Annotated in this window: 15 protein-coding genes and 1 pseudogene; 5 read left to right on the top strand and 11 right to left on the bottom strand. The window is 34.8% G+C overall.

Going from position 1 to position 19,184, the window contains the following annotated elements:
* Positions 1-195: 195 nt before the first annotated feature.
* Positions 196-2,589 (bottom strand): efflux RND transporter permease subunit, encoded by a 2,394-nt coding sequence (locus tag B6A32_RS10050; RefSeq protein WP_085303552.1) that lies wholly within the window; start codon positions 2,587-2,589, stop codon positions 196-198.
* 2 nt (positions 2,590-2,591) lie between these two features.
* The gene (locus B6A32_RS10045) at positions 2,592-3,476 is read right to left on the bottom strand and encodes an MlaA family lipoprotein (RefSeq protein ID WP_085303549.1); all 885 of its coding nucleotides are present in this window, start codon (positions 3,474-3,476) and stop codon (positions 2,592-2,594) included.
* A 339-nt stretch (positions 3,477-3,815) separates the two neighbouring features.
* Here B6A32_RS10045 and B6A32_RS10040 point away from each other — a divergent pair, with 339 nt between their 5' ends.
* A complete protein-coding gene (locus B6A32_RS10040) occupies positions 3,816-5,957 on the top strand; it encodes a S9 family peptidase (protein WP_085303547.1) in 2,142 nt (713 codons plus the stop codon).
* Positions 5,958-6,233: 276 nt separating this feature from the next.
* On the opposite strand, the gene trxC is transcribed toward B6A32_RS10040, so the two are convergent.
* Positions 6,234-6,680 (bottom strand): thioredoxin TrxC, encoded by a 447-nt coding sequence (gene trxC, locus B6A32_RS10035; protein ID WP_085303545.1) that lies wholly within the window; start codon positions 6,678-6,680, stop codon positions 6,234-6,236.
* Between the two features lie 307 nt (positions 6,681-6,987).
* Between trxC and B6A32_RS10030 the strand changes: the two genes are divergently transcribed.
* Positions 6,988-7,917, top strand: coding sequence for a homocysteine S-methyltransferase family protein (locus tag B6A32_RS10030; RefSeq protein WP_085303543.1), 930 nt, complete (start codon positions 6,988-6,990; stop codon positions 7,915-7,917).
* A gap of 47 nt (positions 7,918-7,964) precedes the next feature.
* Here B6A32_RS10030 and B6A32_RS10025 read toward each other — a convergent pair whose 3' ends face one another.
* The 6 genes and pseudogenes from B6A32_RS10025 to arsH all read right to left on the bottom strand — a co-directional run bounded on the left by B6A32_RS10025 (position 7,965) and on the right by arsH (position 15,784).
* The gene (locus B6A32_RS10025) at positions 7,965-9,572 is read right to left on the bottom strand and encodes a B12-binding domain-containing radical SAM protein (RefSeq protein ID WP_085303540.1); all 1,608 of its coding nucleotides are present in this window, start codon (positions 9,570-9,572) and stop codon (positions 7,965-7,967) included.
* Between the two features lie 252 nt (positions 9,573-9,824).
* The gene (yiaY, locus tag B6A32_RS10020) at positions 9,825-10,973 is read right to left on the bottom strand and encodes an L-threonine dehydrogenase (protein ID WP_085303538.1); all 1,149 of its coding nucleotides are present in this window, start codon (positions 10,971-10,973) and stop codon (positions 9,825-9,827) included.
* 161 nt (positions 10,974-11,134) lie between these two features.
* Positions 11,135-12,682, bottom strand: a pseudogene (locus B6A32_RS10015) (EAL domain-containing protein).
* 456 nt (positions 12,683-13,138) lie between these two features.
* Entirely contained in the window at positions 13,139-13,759 is a 621-nt protein-coding gene (locus tag B6A32_RS10010) for a hypothetical protein (protein WP_085303536.1), read from the bottom strand.
* An 18-nt stretch (positions 13,760-13,777) separates the two neighbouring features.
* Positions 13,778-14,713: a hypothetical protein gene (locus B6A32_RS10005; protein ID WP_233131376.1), complete on the bottom strand. Its 936-nt coding sequence runs from the start codon at positions 14,711-14,713 to the stop codon at positions 13,778-13,780.
* Between the two features lie 396 nt (positions 14,714-15,109).
* Positions 15,110-15,784: an arsenical resistance protein ArsH gene (gene arsH / locus B6A32_RS10000; RefSeq protein ID WP_085303518.1), complete on the bottom strand. Its 675-nt coding sequence runs from the start codon at positions 15,782-15,784 to the stop codon at positions 15,110-15,112.
* Positions 15,785-16,006: 222 nt separating this feature from the next.
* On the opposite strand from arsH, the gene sigZ reads away from it, so the two are divergent.
* From sigZ to B6A32_RS09990, 3 genes are all read left to right on the top strand, one after another.
* Complete coding sequence (gene sigZ / locus B6A32_RS09995) at positions 16,007-16,564, top strand: RNA polymerase sigma factor SigZ (RefSeq protein WP_085303516.1); 558 nt, start codon at positions 16,007-16,009, stop codon at positions 16,562-16,564.
* A 34-nt stretch (positions 16,565-16,598) separates the two neighbouring features.
* Complete coding sequence (locus tag B6A32_RS19570) at positions 16,599-16,724, top strand: hypothetical protein (protein ID WP_269844040.1); 126 nt, start codon at positions 16,599-16,601, stop codon at positions 16,722-16,724.
* 138 nt (positions 16,725-16,862) lie between these two features.
* Positions 16,863-17,129 (top strand): DUF6868 family protein, encoded by a 267-nt coding sequence (locus B6A32_RS09990; RefSeq protein ID WP_198946903.1) that lies wholly within the window; start codon positions 16,863-16,865, stop codon positions 17,127-17,129.
* 103 nt (positions 17,130-17,232) lie between these two features.
* On the opposite strand, the gene B6A32_RS09985 is transcribed toward B6A32_RS09990, so the two are convergent.
* Positions 17,233-17,745: a DTW domain-containing protein gene (locus tag B6A32_RS09985; RefSeq protein ID WP_085303514.1), complete on the bottom strand. Its 513-nt coding sequence runs from the start codon at positions 17,743-17,745 to the stop codon at positions 17,233-17,235.
* 808 nt (positions 17,746-18,553) lie between these two features.
* Complete coding sequence (locus tag B6A32_RS09980) at positions 18,554-19,048, bottom strand: hypothetical protein (RefSeq protein WP_085303512.1); 495 nt, start codon at positions 19,046-19,048, stop codon at positions 18,554-18,556.
* Positions 19,049-19,184 lie beyond the last annotated feature (136 nt).

The following is a 19,184-nucleotide window of genomic DNA, read 5'->3' as shown; positions in this document are numbered from 1 at the left end:
AGGTACTAGGCTTTATTAATGGGATTATATCAGTTTGAATCTGTTTGTAATTTTGATCTGGAAATAAATGAGTAAATTAGCGAATTAATTCTAGTCCTCTTCTATCTCCTTACACATAACGATTTATATTGGTTAATTTCGTTATGTGTAAGAAAAGGGAATATTAAATTAGCGTGTGAATTTTATACAACTTACTTACTTACTTACTGTTTTTTCGTCGACAAACTTTCTCAATAATACCGGTAAAGTGGTTATATCAGTCAGCAAAGCCACAATCATAGCAATACTGGTGAGCAAACCGAAAAGCATACTCGGTACAAAGTTAGAAAATATTAAAGATCCAAAACCAACAACAATAACTGTTGTGGTATAGATTAATGCATAACCCACTGATAAATTAGTTCGTTTAACCCATTCATTACTATCTGTTTTATTGAGTTTAGTTTCTTCTAAATACCGATGAACATAGTGAATGGTGTCATCCATTGAAATCCCCATAGCTACCGCAGCAATCGTGATAGTCATTAAGTCTAACGGTATGGCAAAAATACCTAATATCCCCATGATAACTGAGGTAGTAATTAAATTGGGTATTAACGATATTAACGCGATTTTAAGCGACGAAAATATAATCATCAGTGTAATTGCCATCGCAGAGTAAACAATCAAGATAGTTAATATTTGTGAATCAACCAATCGCGACAAAACATCTTGGTATAGTATAAATAAGCCAGTTAAAGTGTATTGCTGTTTTTCAATCCCTAACTCTGACAACTGTAAATGTATTTCAGCTAATAAATCAGCTCTGTTTAAATTAGCGGTGCTGTCTTGAACCCGCATAGATATGCGTATTTGGTTATCAATTTCTGAAAAATAAGCACCAAATACTGCTTGTTGTAAGTTTGGATCTAAACTTTTGTAAAGTGCTGTTAATTCATATTCAGTCAGTGGTTTTACGTTAACAACTTGGGCTATTTTAGTAAAGTCTGCAATTGACGTGATAGCGCCAATTGCTTGTTGATTTGCCAACATATTCTGAATAGCTGTTACAGTTTGAACAGTGTCTGCGGAAATAACTAAGCCTGCTTTAACTTGCTCATCGGGAATATTAAACAATAAATCAAAAGGCGTAGAGCCACCAAACTCTTGATCAATATAGGTTAATTCTTGTCTAACATCTGTCGATTCATCAAAATAATTTAAAAAACTGTTTTCAGCGGTTAGTTGTAAGCAGCCCAGCACACCAATAACGGTAATTATCGTAGAAAATAAGATTATTACTTTGGGTTGTTGCTTTACGAACTTGGCCGTTGAGGTCATTTTATTTTCAATGGTTTTATGCTGTTTGACATAGTCTTGTTTCTTAAACAGACCTAAAAGCAATGCCGGGAAAAATAATAAGCTAACAGCAAAACTAACCAGCATAGCAACAACCATCATCCAGCCAAAACTGATCACAGGTTGTACACCACTAAATATTAATGAACCAAAGCCTATAGTGGTGGTTAATCCAGCATAAAAACAAGGTTTAAACTTCTGCTTAATAGTGGTTATAACTAACTTTGTATGCGGCCAGTTGCTATGTTTAACTACCAATTCCTGATAATGCACAATAAGGTGAATTATCATGGCTAAAGATAATATAATTTGCAGTGCAAAAACGTTGGCCGATATTACTGTAACTTTAAACGCTAGCGCTGCTAATAAACCTATGGTGATCACAACACTGGTGGCACAACATACAATAGGTAATATTACCCAACTTAATTGCCTAAACAAAAACCAAAGTAAAGCGATAACAACGATAATAATTAATGCACCAAAAAGGACTAAGTCATTTTCAATAATTTGAATTAATTCGTAAGACAATAAATTATTACCGCCAAGGAAGAAGTCACCTTCTTGTTTATACGGTTTTAAAATATCTCGAATACTTTCAATTTCATCTATTCTTACTTGCTCTAAGTTTTTAGTGAGTTTTTGTTGTTGAGATTTAAGCTCTGTTAGTAACTTAACTTCCTCTTCTGTAAGTTCTCGCGTTAATAGGTGCTGTTTAATATTGGTAATATCATTACTGATTTGTGCTATTTTAGGATCAGTTTCAAAGACAACCTGCAATGACATGGCCGTTTGATCTTCATTAATCAATAAATCTTCATATAAGGGATGTTTTTTTAAACTAAGTGATAAGGTCTCTTTACTGAACTTATTATTTTCCCAGGTTAAATTTTCAACATCAGCAGAAACTGACTTTGCTGCGGTAAAAATCGGCATGTTTACAATGCTTTTTACGGCTTTAACACGGGTTATGGTTTCAATTTCGTGGCCTATTTTAGAAACAGCACTTAAGTTTTTGGTTGCAAATAGCTCACTATTATTAGGCTTAAACGCAATCAAAATAAACTCTTCTGAGCCATAACGTTGATCAGCCAGTTGCGTTAGTATGTAGTGTTTGTTGTTATCAACTAATAAGGTATCGGCTGATGCATCTATCTCAAATTTCTGTGCTTGCCATGCAAATATAGCCGTGAGTAAAATAAATAAAACACAGGTAATATAGGCATATATCGTTGAATTTTTATTAAACATTATTACTCCACTGTTGTATCAGGCTTTAAGACAGGGTTTAATGATGTCTTTTTTTGTTCTTCAGTTTTAAACACCTCATTCCTGCGAGTTTGGCCATCGCGTAGTAAGTTTTGCATGTATAAGTTTCTAACAAACTCGTAAGGATTTTCAACATCGGCCAATACATTAGGGTATTGAGCTAAAATAGGGATTTGTGCTTGTACACCATCGGCTAAAAGAAGCTGAGTAGCTACTTCATCGTCATTTATATAATTAAGTGGATGAGCAAAGTAGTTAAAGGTTAAAGAAGCCGTATCGCGTAAGTCAGATGGGCCAAGTAAAGGCAGAACAACATAAGTACCATAACCAACACCATAACTAGCTAAGGTATCGCCAAAGGTCGTTTTGTTTCTTTCTACATCGACTAAATTATCAGCGGCATCAAACAAGCCAAGAACACCAACCGTGCTATTAATTAATACTCTTGCAATACTTTTTCCTGATGATCTTATATCGCCTTGAAGTAAATGGTTTATAGCGTAAAGTGGCTCGCGTAAGTTATAAAAAAAGTTACTAATGCTCTTATCAACTGGTTCTGGCACAATATTTTCGTAACCACTAGCAAGTGGACTTAACACATAACGATAAGCTATATCGTTGAACTTAAATATTGGCTCGTTAATAAAGCGTAATGTGTCTTCTGGAGGCTGATAACTAACAACACTTGGAATGTTTTGCTCGGCAGCAAGCTCGTAAGGCCCTTTAACTGCTGGTACATTGTCTGTTTTTCTTACATTTTGACTGGTATTGGAGGCGGTGCATCCTGTAGTAAACACCATTAATATTATTAATAGCCCCGGGACATACTTGCTAATATTTCTACTCTGATGAATTTTTGTTTTTATCATTTAAGAATCCTTGTAACTAGATAACTTGTGGTTATATGTTTATTGCTTCAGCGTGTAAAACTGCTATATAACCTACCCGCTTTAGATTTTAAAATTGCTTTAAAATTAACGTTACTCGTTTAATAATGCTTTAAATACTAACACTTTTATTCTCAATATATCTGAAAGTATCAAAATATTAACTACCGTTTAATATTAACAAAGCTTATTTATGGCAAGATTTCTCCACTAATATTTATCGATATATTTGATTAATAACTAACTAAATATATAAAAGGTCGATAAACTTACCTATCTGTATTTTCTTGTTTAAATTACTTTAGTTATTAGGAGCACTTAGTGCCATCTTCTATTATTTCAGCGCTGTCAAAATCACCCGTAAAAAACATCATCGCCCCCGTAGCTAAAAAAATTCCCCACAAAATGACCATGCATAATCATCAACGTGTTGATAACTATTATTGGATGCGTGATGACCAACGCAATGACAAAAATATCCTTGCACACCTAAAAGCTGAGAATGATTATGCTGACGCTATATTGAGCGAACAAAAACCATTGCAAGACACACTTTTTGAAGAGCTTAAAGCACGCATAGTCAAAGACGATAATACGGTTCCGGCAAAAGACGGTAACTATTGGTATCACAGTGAAATACAAGGCGAGCAAGAATTCTCTAATTTCTATCGTGCAACGAGTTTTACAGGTGAAAACAAAACGCTGTTATTAGATGTAAATGAGCGCGCAAAAAATTATGAATTTTATGACTTAGGTGATGTGTCGATAAGCCCTAACGACCAACTCATGTCTATTGCAGAAGATACTGACAGTCGTCGTATTTATACAATTTATTTTAAAGACTTAAGCCAAACGGCCAAGCCCGCCAATACTTATTTAGCGGATACTTTGGTGGAAACCGAAGGCCAAATTGTATGGGCAAATGATAATAAAACGGTGTTTTACGTTAAAAAAGATCTCGATACTTTATTAGGCACAAAAGTTTACCGACATACATTAGGCACAAAACAAGCTGATGATGTGCTGGTATATGAAGAACATGATCATAGCTTTTACATGAGTTTAGATAAAAGCCGTGACGATTCTCAAATATATATTTGTTTACATGCTACTGAGTCTACACATTGTTTAATGTTAAGTGCTGACGATCCTAGTGGCGAGTTTATCGACTTATTACCTTACCAAGAAAGACATGAATATCATGCAGATAAAATGGGTGATTACTTTTATATTGTAAGTAACCACAAAGCTAAAAACTTTAAATTAATGAAAGTAGCCGTTGATTTAGTCAATAATATGGATAATTGGCAGGAGGTAATTCCGCATAGAAATCATGTACTCCTTGAAGGTATCGAAATATTTCAAAGCTTCCTCGTAGTAACCGAACGTGAAAATGGCCAAATACGCTTTATTGTACGCACCACTGAAGGCGAAAATATCGGTGATGAAACCCCTTTATTGTTTGACGACCCTTGTTACTTTGCCTGTTTGGGGGATAACCCTGAGCCAGAAAGCACAGTCGCACGAATATATTATTCAAGCTTAACTACACCAGGTTCTTTATTTGAATTTGATTTAGCAACAGGTAAGAGAACCTTATTAAAGCAGCAAAAAGTATTAGGCGACTTTAACAAAGAATTATACAAATCAGAGCGAATTTTTATTACTGCACGTGATGGCGTTGAAGTACCAGCATCACTTGTATATCGTAGTGATAAATTTAAAAAAGACGGCACCAACCCTTTGCTTCAATACGGTTATGGTGCTTATGGCATAACGATAGATCCTAACTTCTCTAGCCAAACCTTAAGTTTACTTGATCGAGGCTTTGTTTACGTTATTGCCCATGTTCGTGGCTCAGAAATGTTAGGTCGGCATTGGTACGACTCAGGTAAAATGTCGTATAAACAAAATACTTTTAACGATTTTATTGATGTAACTAAAGCATTAGTTTCACAAGGCTATGGCGCAAAAGACAAAATATTTGCATCAGGTGGTAGTGCCGGCGGCTTATTAATGGGCGCGATAGTAAATCAAGCACCAGAGTTGTATTTAGGCATAGGTGCTCATGTACCATTTTTAGATGTGTTAACCACCATGTTAGATGAAAGCATTCCGTTAACCACCAATGAATATGATGAATGGGGTAACCCTAACGAATATCAAGCGTATCAAGATATATTAGCCTATTCTCCTCTTGATAATATCAGTGCTCAAGCTTACCCACATATATTGGTAACCACCGGATTACACGACTCTCAAGTACAGTACTTTGAACCCATGAAATGGGTAGCGAAATTACGTGAATTTAAAACAGACAATAACCTGTTAGTATTTAAAACTGATATGGATGCAGGTCATGGCGGTGCATCAGGGCGCTTTAAAAGCTTAAGAGAAAAAGCCTTGGAAATGAGCTTTTTTATCTCTTTGCTACCTGAATCTGCTTCCAAACAAACTATATAGCGCTGATTTAGTGCTGGTTTAATGCTGGTTTAGTGCTGATGTAAAGTAAGCAGGTAAATTCGGACGTTGTTCTTCTCAGATCTTGTTTATATATCTTGAGATTAACAACGCCCTTTAATAAAGACTCACAAGAATTACATTCAGCAAACCTTTTATATCAATCAATAAAAAATCATATCGATAACAATATATTCGTTAGTCATTTACTAAAGCGTTTGTGTAACCTCTTAATTCAAGAATTTTAGCATTCACCTGATACCATTAATTATCGATCTTTCAAACCACAGGTAAATTTTCAGCTAACCATTGTTTAAATTGAGCTTTAGGTAAAGCGCCTGACATGCGAGCAACCTCTTTACCGTGATGAAAGATCATTAAGGTTGGAATTGAGCGAATGTTATACTCACCTGAAGTTTGTTGGTTTTTCTCAGTATCTAACTTAACAAAGCAAGCCTGAGTAAACATTTCACCTGCGACCTGTTCATAGGTAGGTGCAAATTGTTTGCATGGCCCACACCATTGGGCCCAAAAGTCGACCACAACGGGTAAACCATTACCGGTGACAAAACGGCTAAAGTTGTTATCACTTCCCACAATAGGTTTTGAAGAAAGCACAGCTTTACCACACTTGCCACATACGGGTTTATCGTTAAGTTTTCCGCGAGCTAATCGATTTTTAGTACAGCAGTTAGCGCAAACGATTAAAATAGATGAATCAGACATAGTAAATCTCAATGTAAAATTGTTGGGAATTGGTTTATAAAATACAAGCTAGAGTAATTATATAGGTTTCTGCAATATTTAATTCAACTGTAAACTGCTTTTTAATGCCTTTTAAAGCAAAAATATGGCTGTGAGTTAAAGCAATGTGTGCTGGTCATCGTTATTAAAAGCTGCTAAAACATCGCATATCTTAGCTAATTTCAATAAATCATTTCGTTAAACGCTAATAACCGCCCTGTCTGTACTTGCTATATATAAAGCACATGGTTATTCTGAATTTTTTTAGGTTCAGAAGTTACGTATTAGTATGAAATTACCCGCTACATTGCCCATAATCCTTGATGGTGGCATGGGTCGAGAGCTTGAGCGCATAGGTGCTCCCTTTCAGCAGCCCGAATGGTCAGCTCACGCGTTAATTGAATCACCTCATTATGTCTCACAAGTACATGATAATTTCATTAATGCAGGGGCTGAAATTATTACCACTAACACCTATGCTCTAGTACCGTTTCATATTGGTGAGAAGCATTTTAGTGAGCAAGGTGCTGAGTTAATTACCTTGGCCGCATCATTGGCAAGGGATTGTGCTGATAAGAGTAAAGTTGACGGTAACTTTGATGTTTTAGTGGCCGGCTGTATTCCTCCCGTTTTAGGATCTTATCGCCCAGATCTATTTTCAGTTGAACATGCAACGCCGTTGATTAAGCCTTTAATAGCACATCAGGATGCTTTAATAGATTTTTGGTTAGCAGAAACTATATCTTCAATTGCCGAAGCTCAAATGATAAAAGAGCATACGTCTAAGACAAACAAGCCCTGCTGGATTGCTTTTACTATAAAAGATGAAATAAATTCAGACTCAACACTTCGTTCTGGTGAGTCTGTTTATCAAGCGGTAAGTAAAATAGCGGGGCAAAATATTTCAGCCATATTATTTAATTGTAGCGCTGTTGAAGTTATGGAGTCGGCTTTAATTAACGCTAGAATGGCATTAGTTGCTAACGGATTAGAAAATAAGGTGCTATTAGGTGTTTATGCCAATAATTTCCCACCTATAGGTGAACTACGCGAAGCAAATAATGATGAAGGCTTATCGATTATTAGAGATGATGTATCACCAACAAAATACCAAAAATTTGTAACTAAATGGATAAATGCGGGAGCCTCTATTGTTGGCGGTTGCTGTGGCGTATCTGCTGAACATATTAGAAAATTAACCGCTCTAAAAACAACTTAACTTTTTAATCATTTTTAAGAACATAGAAAAATACTACCACAGCGCTATTAGCTCATATGTTGTTGCTGGCGCTTTAATGCTTTATTTTTACTTGGCGTTACTAATTTTTTATTCTCATAGAGATTTAAACTACTAAATAAACTCTTCAATTTCGCGGCTTCGTAATCTTCTTCAATTTTTTCGATTACCAACGCATGTTTTTCTGGATATAAAGCTTCAACGGCTTGCGAAATTAACTCAAAGAGTTTTTTCAAGTTAATTTTATGTATTTGGCCGGTTTTGTTAAAAATCCACTCGGTTATCGCCATAAAATTATCAAATGGTTCATCGGATAATATGTGAGGTAATGCGTACTTAAATCGCCCTGAATTACCTATCATGTCCCAATAACGAGCAAAGCGATTAATGCGTTGCATGGTAGCAAAGCTTACCCTATCGGTACTTAATATATTAAATGGTGGTAAGGGGTTAAAACGTAAATCAAATGCTTCGGTATGCCTAATAATCGGGCTACCTTTTAAACGTTTTAAAATACCCATTTGAATTTCATGAGGTCGACAATGATATAACTGATTAAAACTATCTTTAAAGCTGTCGAAGGTTTCTCCAGGTAAACCAAAAATAAGATCAGCATGAATATGGGCGTGGGTATTGTCTTTTAACCAAATTAAGTTTTCTTTAGATTTGGCATTATTTTGCTTACGGCTAATATTTTTTTGCACGTCGGTATTAAACGTTTGTATACCAATTTCAAACTGTAAACTGCCTGGTGGAAACTGCGCTAACAATTCTTTTAATTTTCTAGGGAGATGATCGGGCACCACTTCAAAATGCAGGTATAAATCGTCAGTCATTCGGTCTAAGAAAAACTGCATAATTTGCATGGTGGTGTTAATGTTTAAGTTAAAGGTTCTATCGATAAACTTGAAGTTACGCGCACCACGGTTATATAGAATCTCCATTTGCTCAAGAAATAGTACAATCTCAAAAGGTACGGAATTCTTATCTAAAGATGACAAACAAAATTCACATTTGAACGGACAACCTCGAGATGCTTCCACATAAAGTAAGCGATGCGTTAAGTCTTCATCGGTATAATATTGATAAGGCGATGCTAATTCTTTTAATTCAACAGGATTCGAGTTAAGAATTTTTCTATCCAATGGCGCATTATTGATAATGTCGTTACATAATTGATAGAAACTTAAATCTGCTGGCCCAGTTAAAACATAATCGGCACTAGCAACAATAGTTTGTTGTTCTGTCTCATAACTGACTTCAGGACCACCCAAAACAATTTTAACTTCGGGTGCAATAACTTTGAGTAAGCTAACCACATCGGTAGTTTCTACAATATTCCAAATATAAACACCAAAACCAACAATATCAGGCTTAGTCGCAAGTATTTGTTCAACAATATCAATAGCTCGCGTTTGAATTATGAACTCTTTTATTTCACAAAACGGTTGTAGCTCTTGCATGTTAGCGTACAAATACCGTAATCCAAAACTGGTGTGAAAATAACGGGCATTAAGGGTGGCAAGAATAATTTTAGGAGCAGATTTATCTATTTCATGAACAGTATTGTGAATATTATCGTCAGTCAGTGAAATGTGTTTTATGGGTAATTCAGAGTGATGCTTTTGCGCTGCCATGTGTGGGTCTTAAATGCCATTGATAATATGTTGGCAATTATACGGTGATTACAAAACTAATACAGCAACCTTATTTTTTAACCTGTTAATTGTTTACCTTAATCTCTGTAATTAAGGCACTGGCATGCTTTCGATCTTACCTATTTTGCTGGTACTAGGTAATACAATTGTATTACCTAGTACCTTACTTAGTTACTTAGTATGTTTTTCAATTAGCATGAACTTTGCTACTGCGGCAATTTAAGAAAATAACTAAAGTGCAGCTTTAAAAATTGCGCATATTTCCGCATGGCTAGCTTGTTTAGGGTTTGTTAAACCACATACGTCTTTTAGCGCGTTTTCTGCGAGTAATGGAATATCACTTACTTTAACGTCTAGTATTTCAAGTCCTTCAGGAATACCCACTTTTCTTGCAAGTGTTTCTATTGCTTGAATAGCAGCTTCGGCGCCCTGCTGATCTGACATTTCAGAAGTATCTACTCCCATACTAGTAGCCACATCTTTTAAGCGCTTAGCGCTAACTTGTGCGTTATAACGCTGAACGTGAGGTAAAAGCACCGCATTACAAACACCATGAGGCAAATCGTAAAACCCTCCAAGTTGATGTGCCATCGCATGTACATAACCTAAAGATGCATTGTTAAATGCCATTCCAGCCATAAACTGGGCATAAGCCATTTGCTCTCTAGCAAACATATTTTCTGGCTCTGTTACCGCGGTAGGTAAATTTTCATTAATAAGTTCAATAGCTTTTAATGCAACAGCATCGGTAATTGGCGTTGCTGCTGTTGAAACATAAGCTTCAATGGCATGGGTAAGTGCGTCCATACCCGTTGCAGCAGTTAACGATGCAGGCATACTTAACATTAAGCTAGGATCGTTAATTGATAACACCGGCGTTGTATGCTTATCAACAATAGCCATTTTTACATGACGTTTTTCGTCGGTAATAATGGCAAAACGTGTCATTTCGCTTGCAGTACCGGCAGTAGTATTAATAGCAATTAACGGTAATTGGGGAAGTTTAGATTGATCTACTCCTTCATAATCGGCAATTTCACCACCATTACTGGCGACTAAGGCAATACCTTTTGCACAGTCATGAGGTGAACCTCCACCTAAAGATACAACAAAATCACAATGGCACTGTTTTAGTGTATTAAGGCCTTCATTTACGTTCGTTATCGTTGGATTTGCTTTTACACGATCAAATATAATGCTTTCAATACCTTGCTCTGTAAGTAAATGAGTAAAAAGATCAACAACACCCTGCTTATTCAATACTTTATCGGTAACAATTAATGCTTTTTTAAATTTTTGCTCAGTAATGTAAGTAACGGCATTTGCTAAGCCGCCCTCACCTATAACATTTAATGCAGGCATATAAAAAATTGAGATCATAATATTCTCCGTAAATATAGTGACAGAGTTTAATGATTAAACTCTGTCACTATATTTATCATATGAACAAATTAGCATCTTTGATCTAGAACATAATTTCGATAACTTTTTGTATTATCAGTGTTGGTAATAATGAGGCTGAGGCGTGAACAAAGATTGAATTAAAAATACAGTTCCTCAGGGTAAGCTGAGTAGTTTCCCTGAACAAAATCGACACCTAATTCATTTAATAAATTAACCATATTTTCATCATCAACAGACTTTGCAATGACCCGTTGATTAGCTAACGTTGCATTAGCACAGATGGACGTGACCGTATTATAAGCTTTATTATTGTTGGGCAATTTTTTAATTAAAGCGCTAGATATTTTTATTATATTTACAGGAAACTCATTCATATAAACACAAGAGTAGTGGCCTTTTCCAACTTCATTTAAAGCAAACTAACAACCTAATGCCCTAAGGTTAGTCATAAATATTCGGGCTCGTTTTAAGTGAGCGATAGCATCTGACTCTTGAACTTCAAAGCAGAACTTATCAGCAGGTATAGCACCATTTTTAAGCAACTGTACAATAAACCCTTCAAAATCTTCATTTAATAAAGCTTGACTAGAAAGCTTGATTGCAATGGTTTTAACGGTAGTAAGTTCAGCGTAATTACTTGTAAAATATTGATAGGTTTTATTGATAAGCCAACGGTCAATATCAATACTAAGCTGATAACGATCAGCAATGGCTGTGAAATGAGTATGCTGAACAATTTTTCCTGCAGCATTTTTCATCATCAAAAGTACTTCAAAATACTTACCTGAATTCATCGATTTTAAAGGCATAATCTCTTGCTTAAATAAAAGAAAAAGATCGTTTTCAAGTGCCTGATTTATCTGATGAACCGATATAGTATCTGGAGTATCGGTTTGTTCTAATTCAAAATTTATGTCATAAGTTTTTACAATGTTACGACCTGCATTTTTAGCTGTAGCACAAGCAACATCGGCACAATGCAGTAGCTCTGATATTGTTGTTTGTGTTGTTTTCTGTGCAATACCTATACTTGCACTTAAATAGAATACTTCATTTTCTAAGGTATAACTTAAGCGGTGAATTTGCGATTTTACCTTATTTGCAATACTCATGGCTTTTTCTACATTTAAATCTTTAAGTAAAATTGCAAACTCATCTCCGCCTAAACGTGCAACCGTATCTATGTAGCGAATATTATTTTTTAAAATGTTGGCTACTTTGATTAAAATATCATCTCCAGCAGCATGCCCGCAGCTGTCATTAATCGTTTTAAAGTAATCTAAATCAATAAAGCATAAAAAGTAATTGGCTTTATTGTCTGGCAAGGCTTCAGTTAAACAGCGTTCGAACGCTCTTCGGTTTTGTAACTCAGTTAAAGGGTCGTGTGAGGCTTGATAAAACAGGCTTTCAGTAAGGTCTTTAAAGTCATTACTTAGCTTAATAATTTCAGTTGGTGCATTAATAGTTGGATTAAAACCTTCTCCGGCCAACGCTTTATGCGATGAGTTAATAAGTTGATCTAAAGGACGACATATCCTTCTATTAGCCCACCACCATAAAACAATAATAAATAGAAAAAACACCGTTCTGGATAACCAAACGACTTGAGCCTGGAACTGTTTTTCTTGCTCAAGTGCTAAGCCTTGTTGTGAAATAATGTTTTTAACTTCTTTAGTTAAAAACATTATGTTATTAGATAACCTTAAACTGACCGGATCATATTCATCTAATAAATTTCTCAAATCTGTTTTTAATGCACTAGGCGGTATTTGACCCACGGCATCAAGTATCGAATTTATTGTGGTAGTTTGCGTAATTGTATGACTAATTTTGTCATTAAGACTTGGAAAGTGATGTTGTGCATGCAGCGTTGACAGTTCAGAAGTTAGGTAATCGCCAATATTTTTTGCGCCGAAAATAAGGTAAGTATTACCAGACCCTACAACAAGATCAGACGATACTAAAAATTGTGAAGTGCTAATTTCTATTCTTTCTAAATCTTTTGCCCACAGCAGGTTTTTATTATATTTATCAGCCATTGTCTGCACATGAACAAAATATTGTGTTAACACTTGTTCAAGAGCATAGGCGCCAAGTAAACAAGCACAAACAAGTAATGCAAGGTAACTTCTAATTCTCATTTAATTGCTCTGGTTAATTAACGCTAATTTATTTATGTCGTTTTCCCAACTTAAGTCAGTAATGGCTAAGGTTTTTAGTGCAGAACGTATTGCTAGTAAAGCTAAGTCTGGCGCATGGTTAAATTGTGTTTTTCCGTAGCTTGAAAGGGTCTCTCCATTGTCGTTCAGTAATGTTTTTAATTGTGTAAAATTTTTATTTTTCAACACAGTATTTATTTGTTCGCTAACAGTATCATTACATTGAGGGCTTCGGCATCGTTGAAAATAAAATCCTTTTATACTGCGGTCGTTATTTATTGCCCAGGCTATTTCAACTAAACCCCACTTTGCCCACTCAGATCTTGCTTGTAAAAAACCAATGCGAGTATCGTTTTCATATACAACATATAAGGTATGTTTTCCGACTTCACTTTGATGAATAGTAAAAGGCAATTGCATTTTAACTCTCGCTCTATCTTCTTCTGTTACTGTTGTAACTAACGAGCGAAATTCATAGCCATCGGTATATAACATTTGAATTGCTGAAACAGGATCTCTCAATGAACAAAATGCGGCGTATGTACTTGTAGATACTAATTCAAGAAAAATAAATATCGTAACTATGCTGATGTTTTTAATCATAATGTTCTCAATTCAGTTTTATATTCTGTAGCGAAGTTGAATGCTCAGTATTGAGTCTTGTGATGATGAATTTGATAATTTATCTTTGTATTGTGCACTGACATTAAAACCATTAATGCTTTGCCATTTAATCCCCGTGACCCAATAACTGTTTGAAACGTTTCTTTCTAAGTTATTTTCACTGATTGATGTATTTTTATAACCCAATTGCCAATAAGATAAAAATGTTTCTTGTGGACTCTTCCACATTACCTCAGCAAAGGTATTTTGTGTACTATTATTAGCTTGTTTACCGGCTGATGCTTCAACCATAAATTGCCATTGGAAGTAATAATAACTGGCATCAAAGGCTATTTTTTTATGTTTTACAATACCATTTTTTACGAGTACATCACCCGTAAACCATGAAAACCCACTAGTGAAATTTTTCGTAGTATCAGAGCCAACCCGGCCAGAAAATACATAAGGATTTCCGGCACTTTCTATTTCATTACCAGAACCACGTGTTATAGCAATTTCGTATTCAACATTTGGTAATATCCCGTTGATTGAAACACCCCAATCGGCTTTTATTCCTCTGTCACTTGTTGTTAATTGGCGTAAAGTACCATTAGTATCTATTTGATACTCAAGTCCAAAAGGAATCTCAAAATGCCCTGCTCTGATATTAAATTTTCCCTGTGCTAAAGCAGTGTAATTAAAGTTTGCTATTCGCCAGGTTAGTTGAGTGTCATTACCATCATCGAATATAAATGGAGGATTTTTAACATTATTTAATTTAACGACATAGGGCTGAAAAGTTAATGTGCCTATATCGTTAGTTTTAGCACTAAATACTTTATGTAAATCTAAACCAATTACGTGCATAAAAGCATTGTTTTTTTGATCAATATTACGGGTGCCGCGAGTTGCTATATCGAATGACCAACGGCTATTCTCTCCCAGTAAATTCACGTTATTTTGACTAGCAAAAGCAATATTAGGCACAAGCAGTAATGAAGTAAGTCCAATATAATAAGATACTTTTCTTTTGATAATTTTTTATCCCTTTAAAATTAAACTTATGTTAATAAAAAATAACTGTTTTATTAAAAACTCTAACACGTCGATAATTATTAAATATTATAGTATAGATCTTTTACAGTGTACTTAATTGTTATGGTAAAACATCAATTATATTGGCTTAGGTATCTTGCTCGGTCTTATTAACTCAACGCTATATCAGTTTTTAAAGGGTATTTTGTCATCTAACAAGTAAGCTACAATCGTTTTTGTATTACGTATTTAAATTTAGTTAATTTGAATTGTTTGTTGAAAACTGATGAATACCCTTTAAGCTATTTTACGTTCTTACATGGCAATTTTTTTAGCTTCACCAGCAAGGCGTTCGCTATATCTATCGGTTAAAAAGCCACTATTATCACGTGTTAAAAAAGTAAAGCGCATCAATTCTTCCATTACATCTACAATGCGCTCTCTGTAGGATGAGTCTTTCATTTGGCCATCTTCAGTAAATTCATTATAAGCTTTGGCTACAGATGACTGGTTAGGAATTGTTAGCATACGCATCCATCGGCCTAAAATTCTCATGTTGTTAACAGCATTAAAGCTTTGCGAGCCACCTGAAACTTGCATAACCGCTAATGTTTTACCTTGGGTTGGTCTAACCGCACCAAGTGTTAATGGGATCCAGTCGATTTGAGTTTTCATTACACCCGAAAGGTTGCCGTGAATTTCGGGTGAAGACCATACTTGTGCTTCAGACCAAGTTACAAGCGTTCTAAGCTCTTCAACTTTTGGGTGATTAACAGAGTCGTTGTTATCAAATAAGGGTAAACCTTTAGGATTAAAAAACTTAACTTCTGCCCCCATTGTTGTCAGTATTCGTCCCGCTTCTTCGGCACTTAAACGGCTAAACGATGTTTCGCGTAATGATCCGTATAAGATCAGTACTCGGGGTTTATGGGTACTGTTTTTGTTAAAAGTCGGGGTTAGGTTAAATACTTGGTTGTCTAAATAGTTCATTATGGTTTCCAAAGGATTAATTTACCCATAAGACGTACAAACATTTAAAAAGACGATAAATAAAGAATATAATTAAATAGAAAAATAAAAAACTAGCCCTAAAATACTACTAACGAGATACTTCAATTCGGTTTTAAACTTTTAGCTAGCATGTAGACAATATCAGAGTAAATAAAGCTTGTGAGTCTGATAATAAATAAAAAGCTGGAGAATATCTGCTTAATGAAAATAGAAGAGATTTGGCTAGCTTATCGAGCAGCACTAAAACGTTTTATACATGCTAAGGTTTCGAATGAAGCTGATGTAGACGACTTACTACAAGAAATATTGATAAAAACTCACAACAATATTCATACGTTAAAAGAGCAAAAAAGTGTGAAAGCTTGGCTATTTCAAATCGCAAACCGTAGCATTATTGATTATTACCGCAAGCAAGATAGAAGCACGGAATATCAAGAGGTTAAACTAAACTCTCATGATGATAGTGAATCAAGTAATAGAGATTTAACTCACTGTATTATACCTTTTATCAATGCTCTACCCAGTGAAAATGCACGCTTGTTAACAGCGATTGACATTAATAATCAATCACAAAAACAATATGCAGAGCAATTAGGTATTAGTTACTCAACATTAAAGTCACGTGTGCAAAAAAGTAGATTATTATTAAGAGAAATATTTGACGGCTGTTGCCATTTTAAACTCGATAAAAATGGCAAGGTTTATGACTATGAAGTAAAAACTAGCAACGACATAAAGCCCAATGATCATCGTTACTAGTAATAATTATTAAAACAAACATAAAAAGATAATAATGAATTTAAATCAACTTGATCTCAATCTACTGATAATTTTAAAGCAGCTATTAGCCGAAAAACACATTAGCAATACCGCATTAACCTTAGGTATCAGCCAATCTTCAATTTTACGAGCAAGCTGATGAACTTTTGTACCCAGTACCCCAGATTATTTACCATTTCAAACTATATGATATATTTAGTTGAGTTAACTTAACGTACTATCAAATGGCTTTTATTGGCTCAGCCTAAGAAAGCCTTATTATGTGGCACATTCCACAATGTTTACGGAGATTTTAGCAATAATGAGTATCAATGAGCTTACAACTTTTTTAGGTTGGTGTTCGGTCATTAATTTGGCTGTATACCTGTTTTCAGCACTAGCAATTATCGTGTTTAAACGTTTTACCGCTAACTTGCACAGCAATATTATGGGAATCGATGCCAAAGCGTTACCTTCGTTGTATTTTAACTATTTGGGTAACTATAAGTTAGGTATTTTAATATTTAACCTTACGCCTTATTTTGCATTGAAAATGATGATTTAGTGATCTTAACATCATATTTAGCATGACAAACCGCCCTTAATAGCAATACCGTTAATTAGAACAATTAAACTCGTTCGAAGGTATGAATGTAATACATTAAAGTTTAGCCATTAAATTGGGCAAACTTTTCTATTAACTCGGCTGCTTTTTTATTTTCCCCTTTAAGTTTTAAAACTTCGATTATACATTCTACAGTGCATAACCCCCCTTCTAGTTGATTGGCTCTAAGTTTGTATAAAGAGTTTGTTGCTGTTTTCAAAGTAAAATGCGGCGCAGCTTTTAAATAAGGACTTTGATTAAATATTTTCTTTGCTTCTTGCCATGTTCCATCAATGATAATGATATTCTCATACGCTTCAATATTAAGTGGTGGTAACACAGGTTTTTCAAACTTTACTTCTGATGAGATAGTCAATGTTACATCTGTTACAGGAGTAGCTTTGGAATATAACAGCGCTGCCTCATTATTTTCTATTAGCTGAGTGATAACTTTACTCGGATTTACTCTCTCCCATACTATACGCTCAACGATATTATTCGTATTCTCTATCGCAAGGTTGCCAGTGTTGGTTGCTCTATGCAATTCACGTTCATGTGTTAGTAAAATAATTTTCATTGTTCTGCTTTAAATATTTTGAGTTCAGTACGCTTGAATCTATATTGCACATAACTAACCTGAACTCTGAGTAATGAGTGCTTGATACTCAAGTGAATCAAAAACTTAGGTTAATAAGGTGAACATCACGAATAAACACCATCAATGCTTCATTTTATACCATTTACAATGGCAAAACCTTTATGAATAGCACGCAATTTATCCCCGTTTTAACGCAGATAATGGATTAAAAGGGAGTATTGAGCAAGCGCTGCTTATCCAGAGTTTAGGTTAGCTAACCTGAACTCTGGATAATGAGTGCTTGAAACTCAAGTGAAACAAAAGCTTAGGTAATAAAGTAAATGCTATAGCCAGGTGAACATCACGAATAGATATCATCAATGCTTCATTTTATACCATTTCCAAGGCAAAACGTTTATGAATAGCGCGCTATTTATCGACGTTTTAACGCAGAAAATGGCTTAAAAGGGAGTATTGAGCAAGTGCTGCTTATCCAGAGTTCAGGTTAACTATCATTAATTCTTCAACCATGCTGATTGTCAGGCTTAAATCGCTCTGATATGAAAAGATTTATCCATAAAGCGGCAATGCGCATTGAAATATCGATACTTTAATCGGATTATTTGTCGTGGTGTTTTCTTAGTTTAGTCCAGAGTTCTGTAATTTCAATTTAGGATGGGTGTCCTGTTAATTTGTTCTGCTTCCTTGGCGTAGCCATAACTCACCTGAGATAATGTTGTGGGGTTTTCTTAGTTTAGTGTTCTGTAATTTCAATTTAGGGTGGGTGTCCTGTTAATTTTTAAGGAAATTACACCCTACCTCTCAGTTTATTTAATAATTGAGTCCAATATTTAGGAGAACCAATTAAAAATAACCCTACCATTAATTGAAATATCCAGCCTAACGTACCGAGTAAGTTATAAAATTTAACCTCTTCTGAGTATTGGATAAAGCTTAATGAAGAAGGCAAACAAGTAATTGATGCAACAATAAAATATAAACCTAATAATTGAATTAAAAATTTATGATCAGTAGTACTAAGTTGATTGCTTGTTTCATTTTCATTTGTGGTTTTAGATAAAATAGTTTCTGAAGATTTATACATTAAATATGATGCAATTAAACCAACAACAAAAACAGCAATAACCATCGAAATATATACACCAAGAGGCACATCTTTTTGCGTATAGCTTTCAATGCTTGCAAACAATAAACTTAAACTCGGAAGGTTGTTTATGAGCTGAACTAATAACCAGATAGCTAAAAATCGTATAGCAATAGCAGTGATATTCTGAGTAGTCATTTTTACCTTATAACGGGGCTGTAGAATTTCTATTTTAGAAAAAGCAGCCTCAAAATTTATTAAAAATTAAGCCTCAAATTGCGTTGCTATGTGCATTCTGAGGCAATACTCCACTAAAAAGTGAACTTTAAAGGCT

Source organism: Colwellia polaris (assembly GCF_002104515.1).
Taxonomy (GTDB): Bacteria; Pseudomonadota; Gammaproteobacteria; order Enterobacterales; family Alteromonadaceae; genus Cognaticolwellia; species Cognaticolwellia polaris.
The sequence above is the reverse complement of the archived record's forward strand: the minus strand, read 5'-3'. Positions and strand labels throughout refer to the sequence as shown.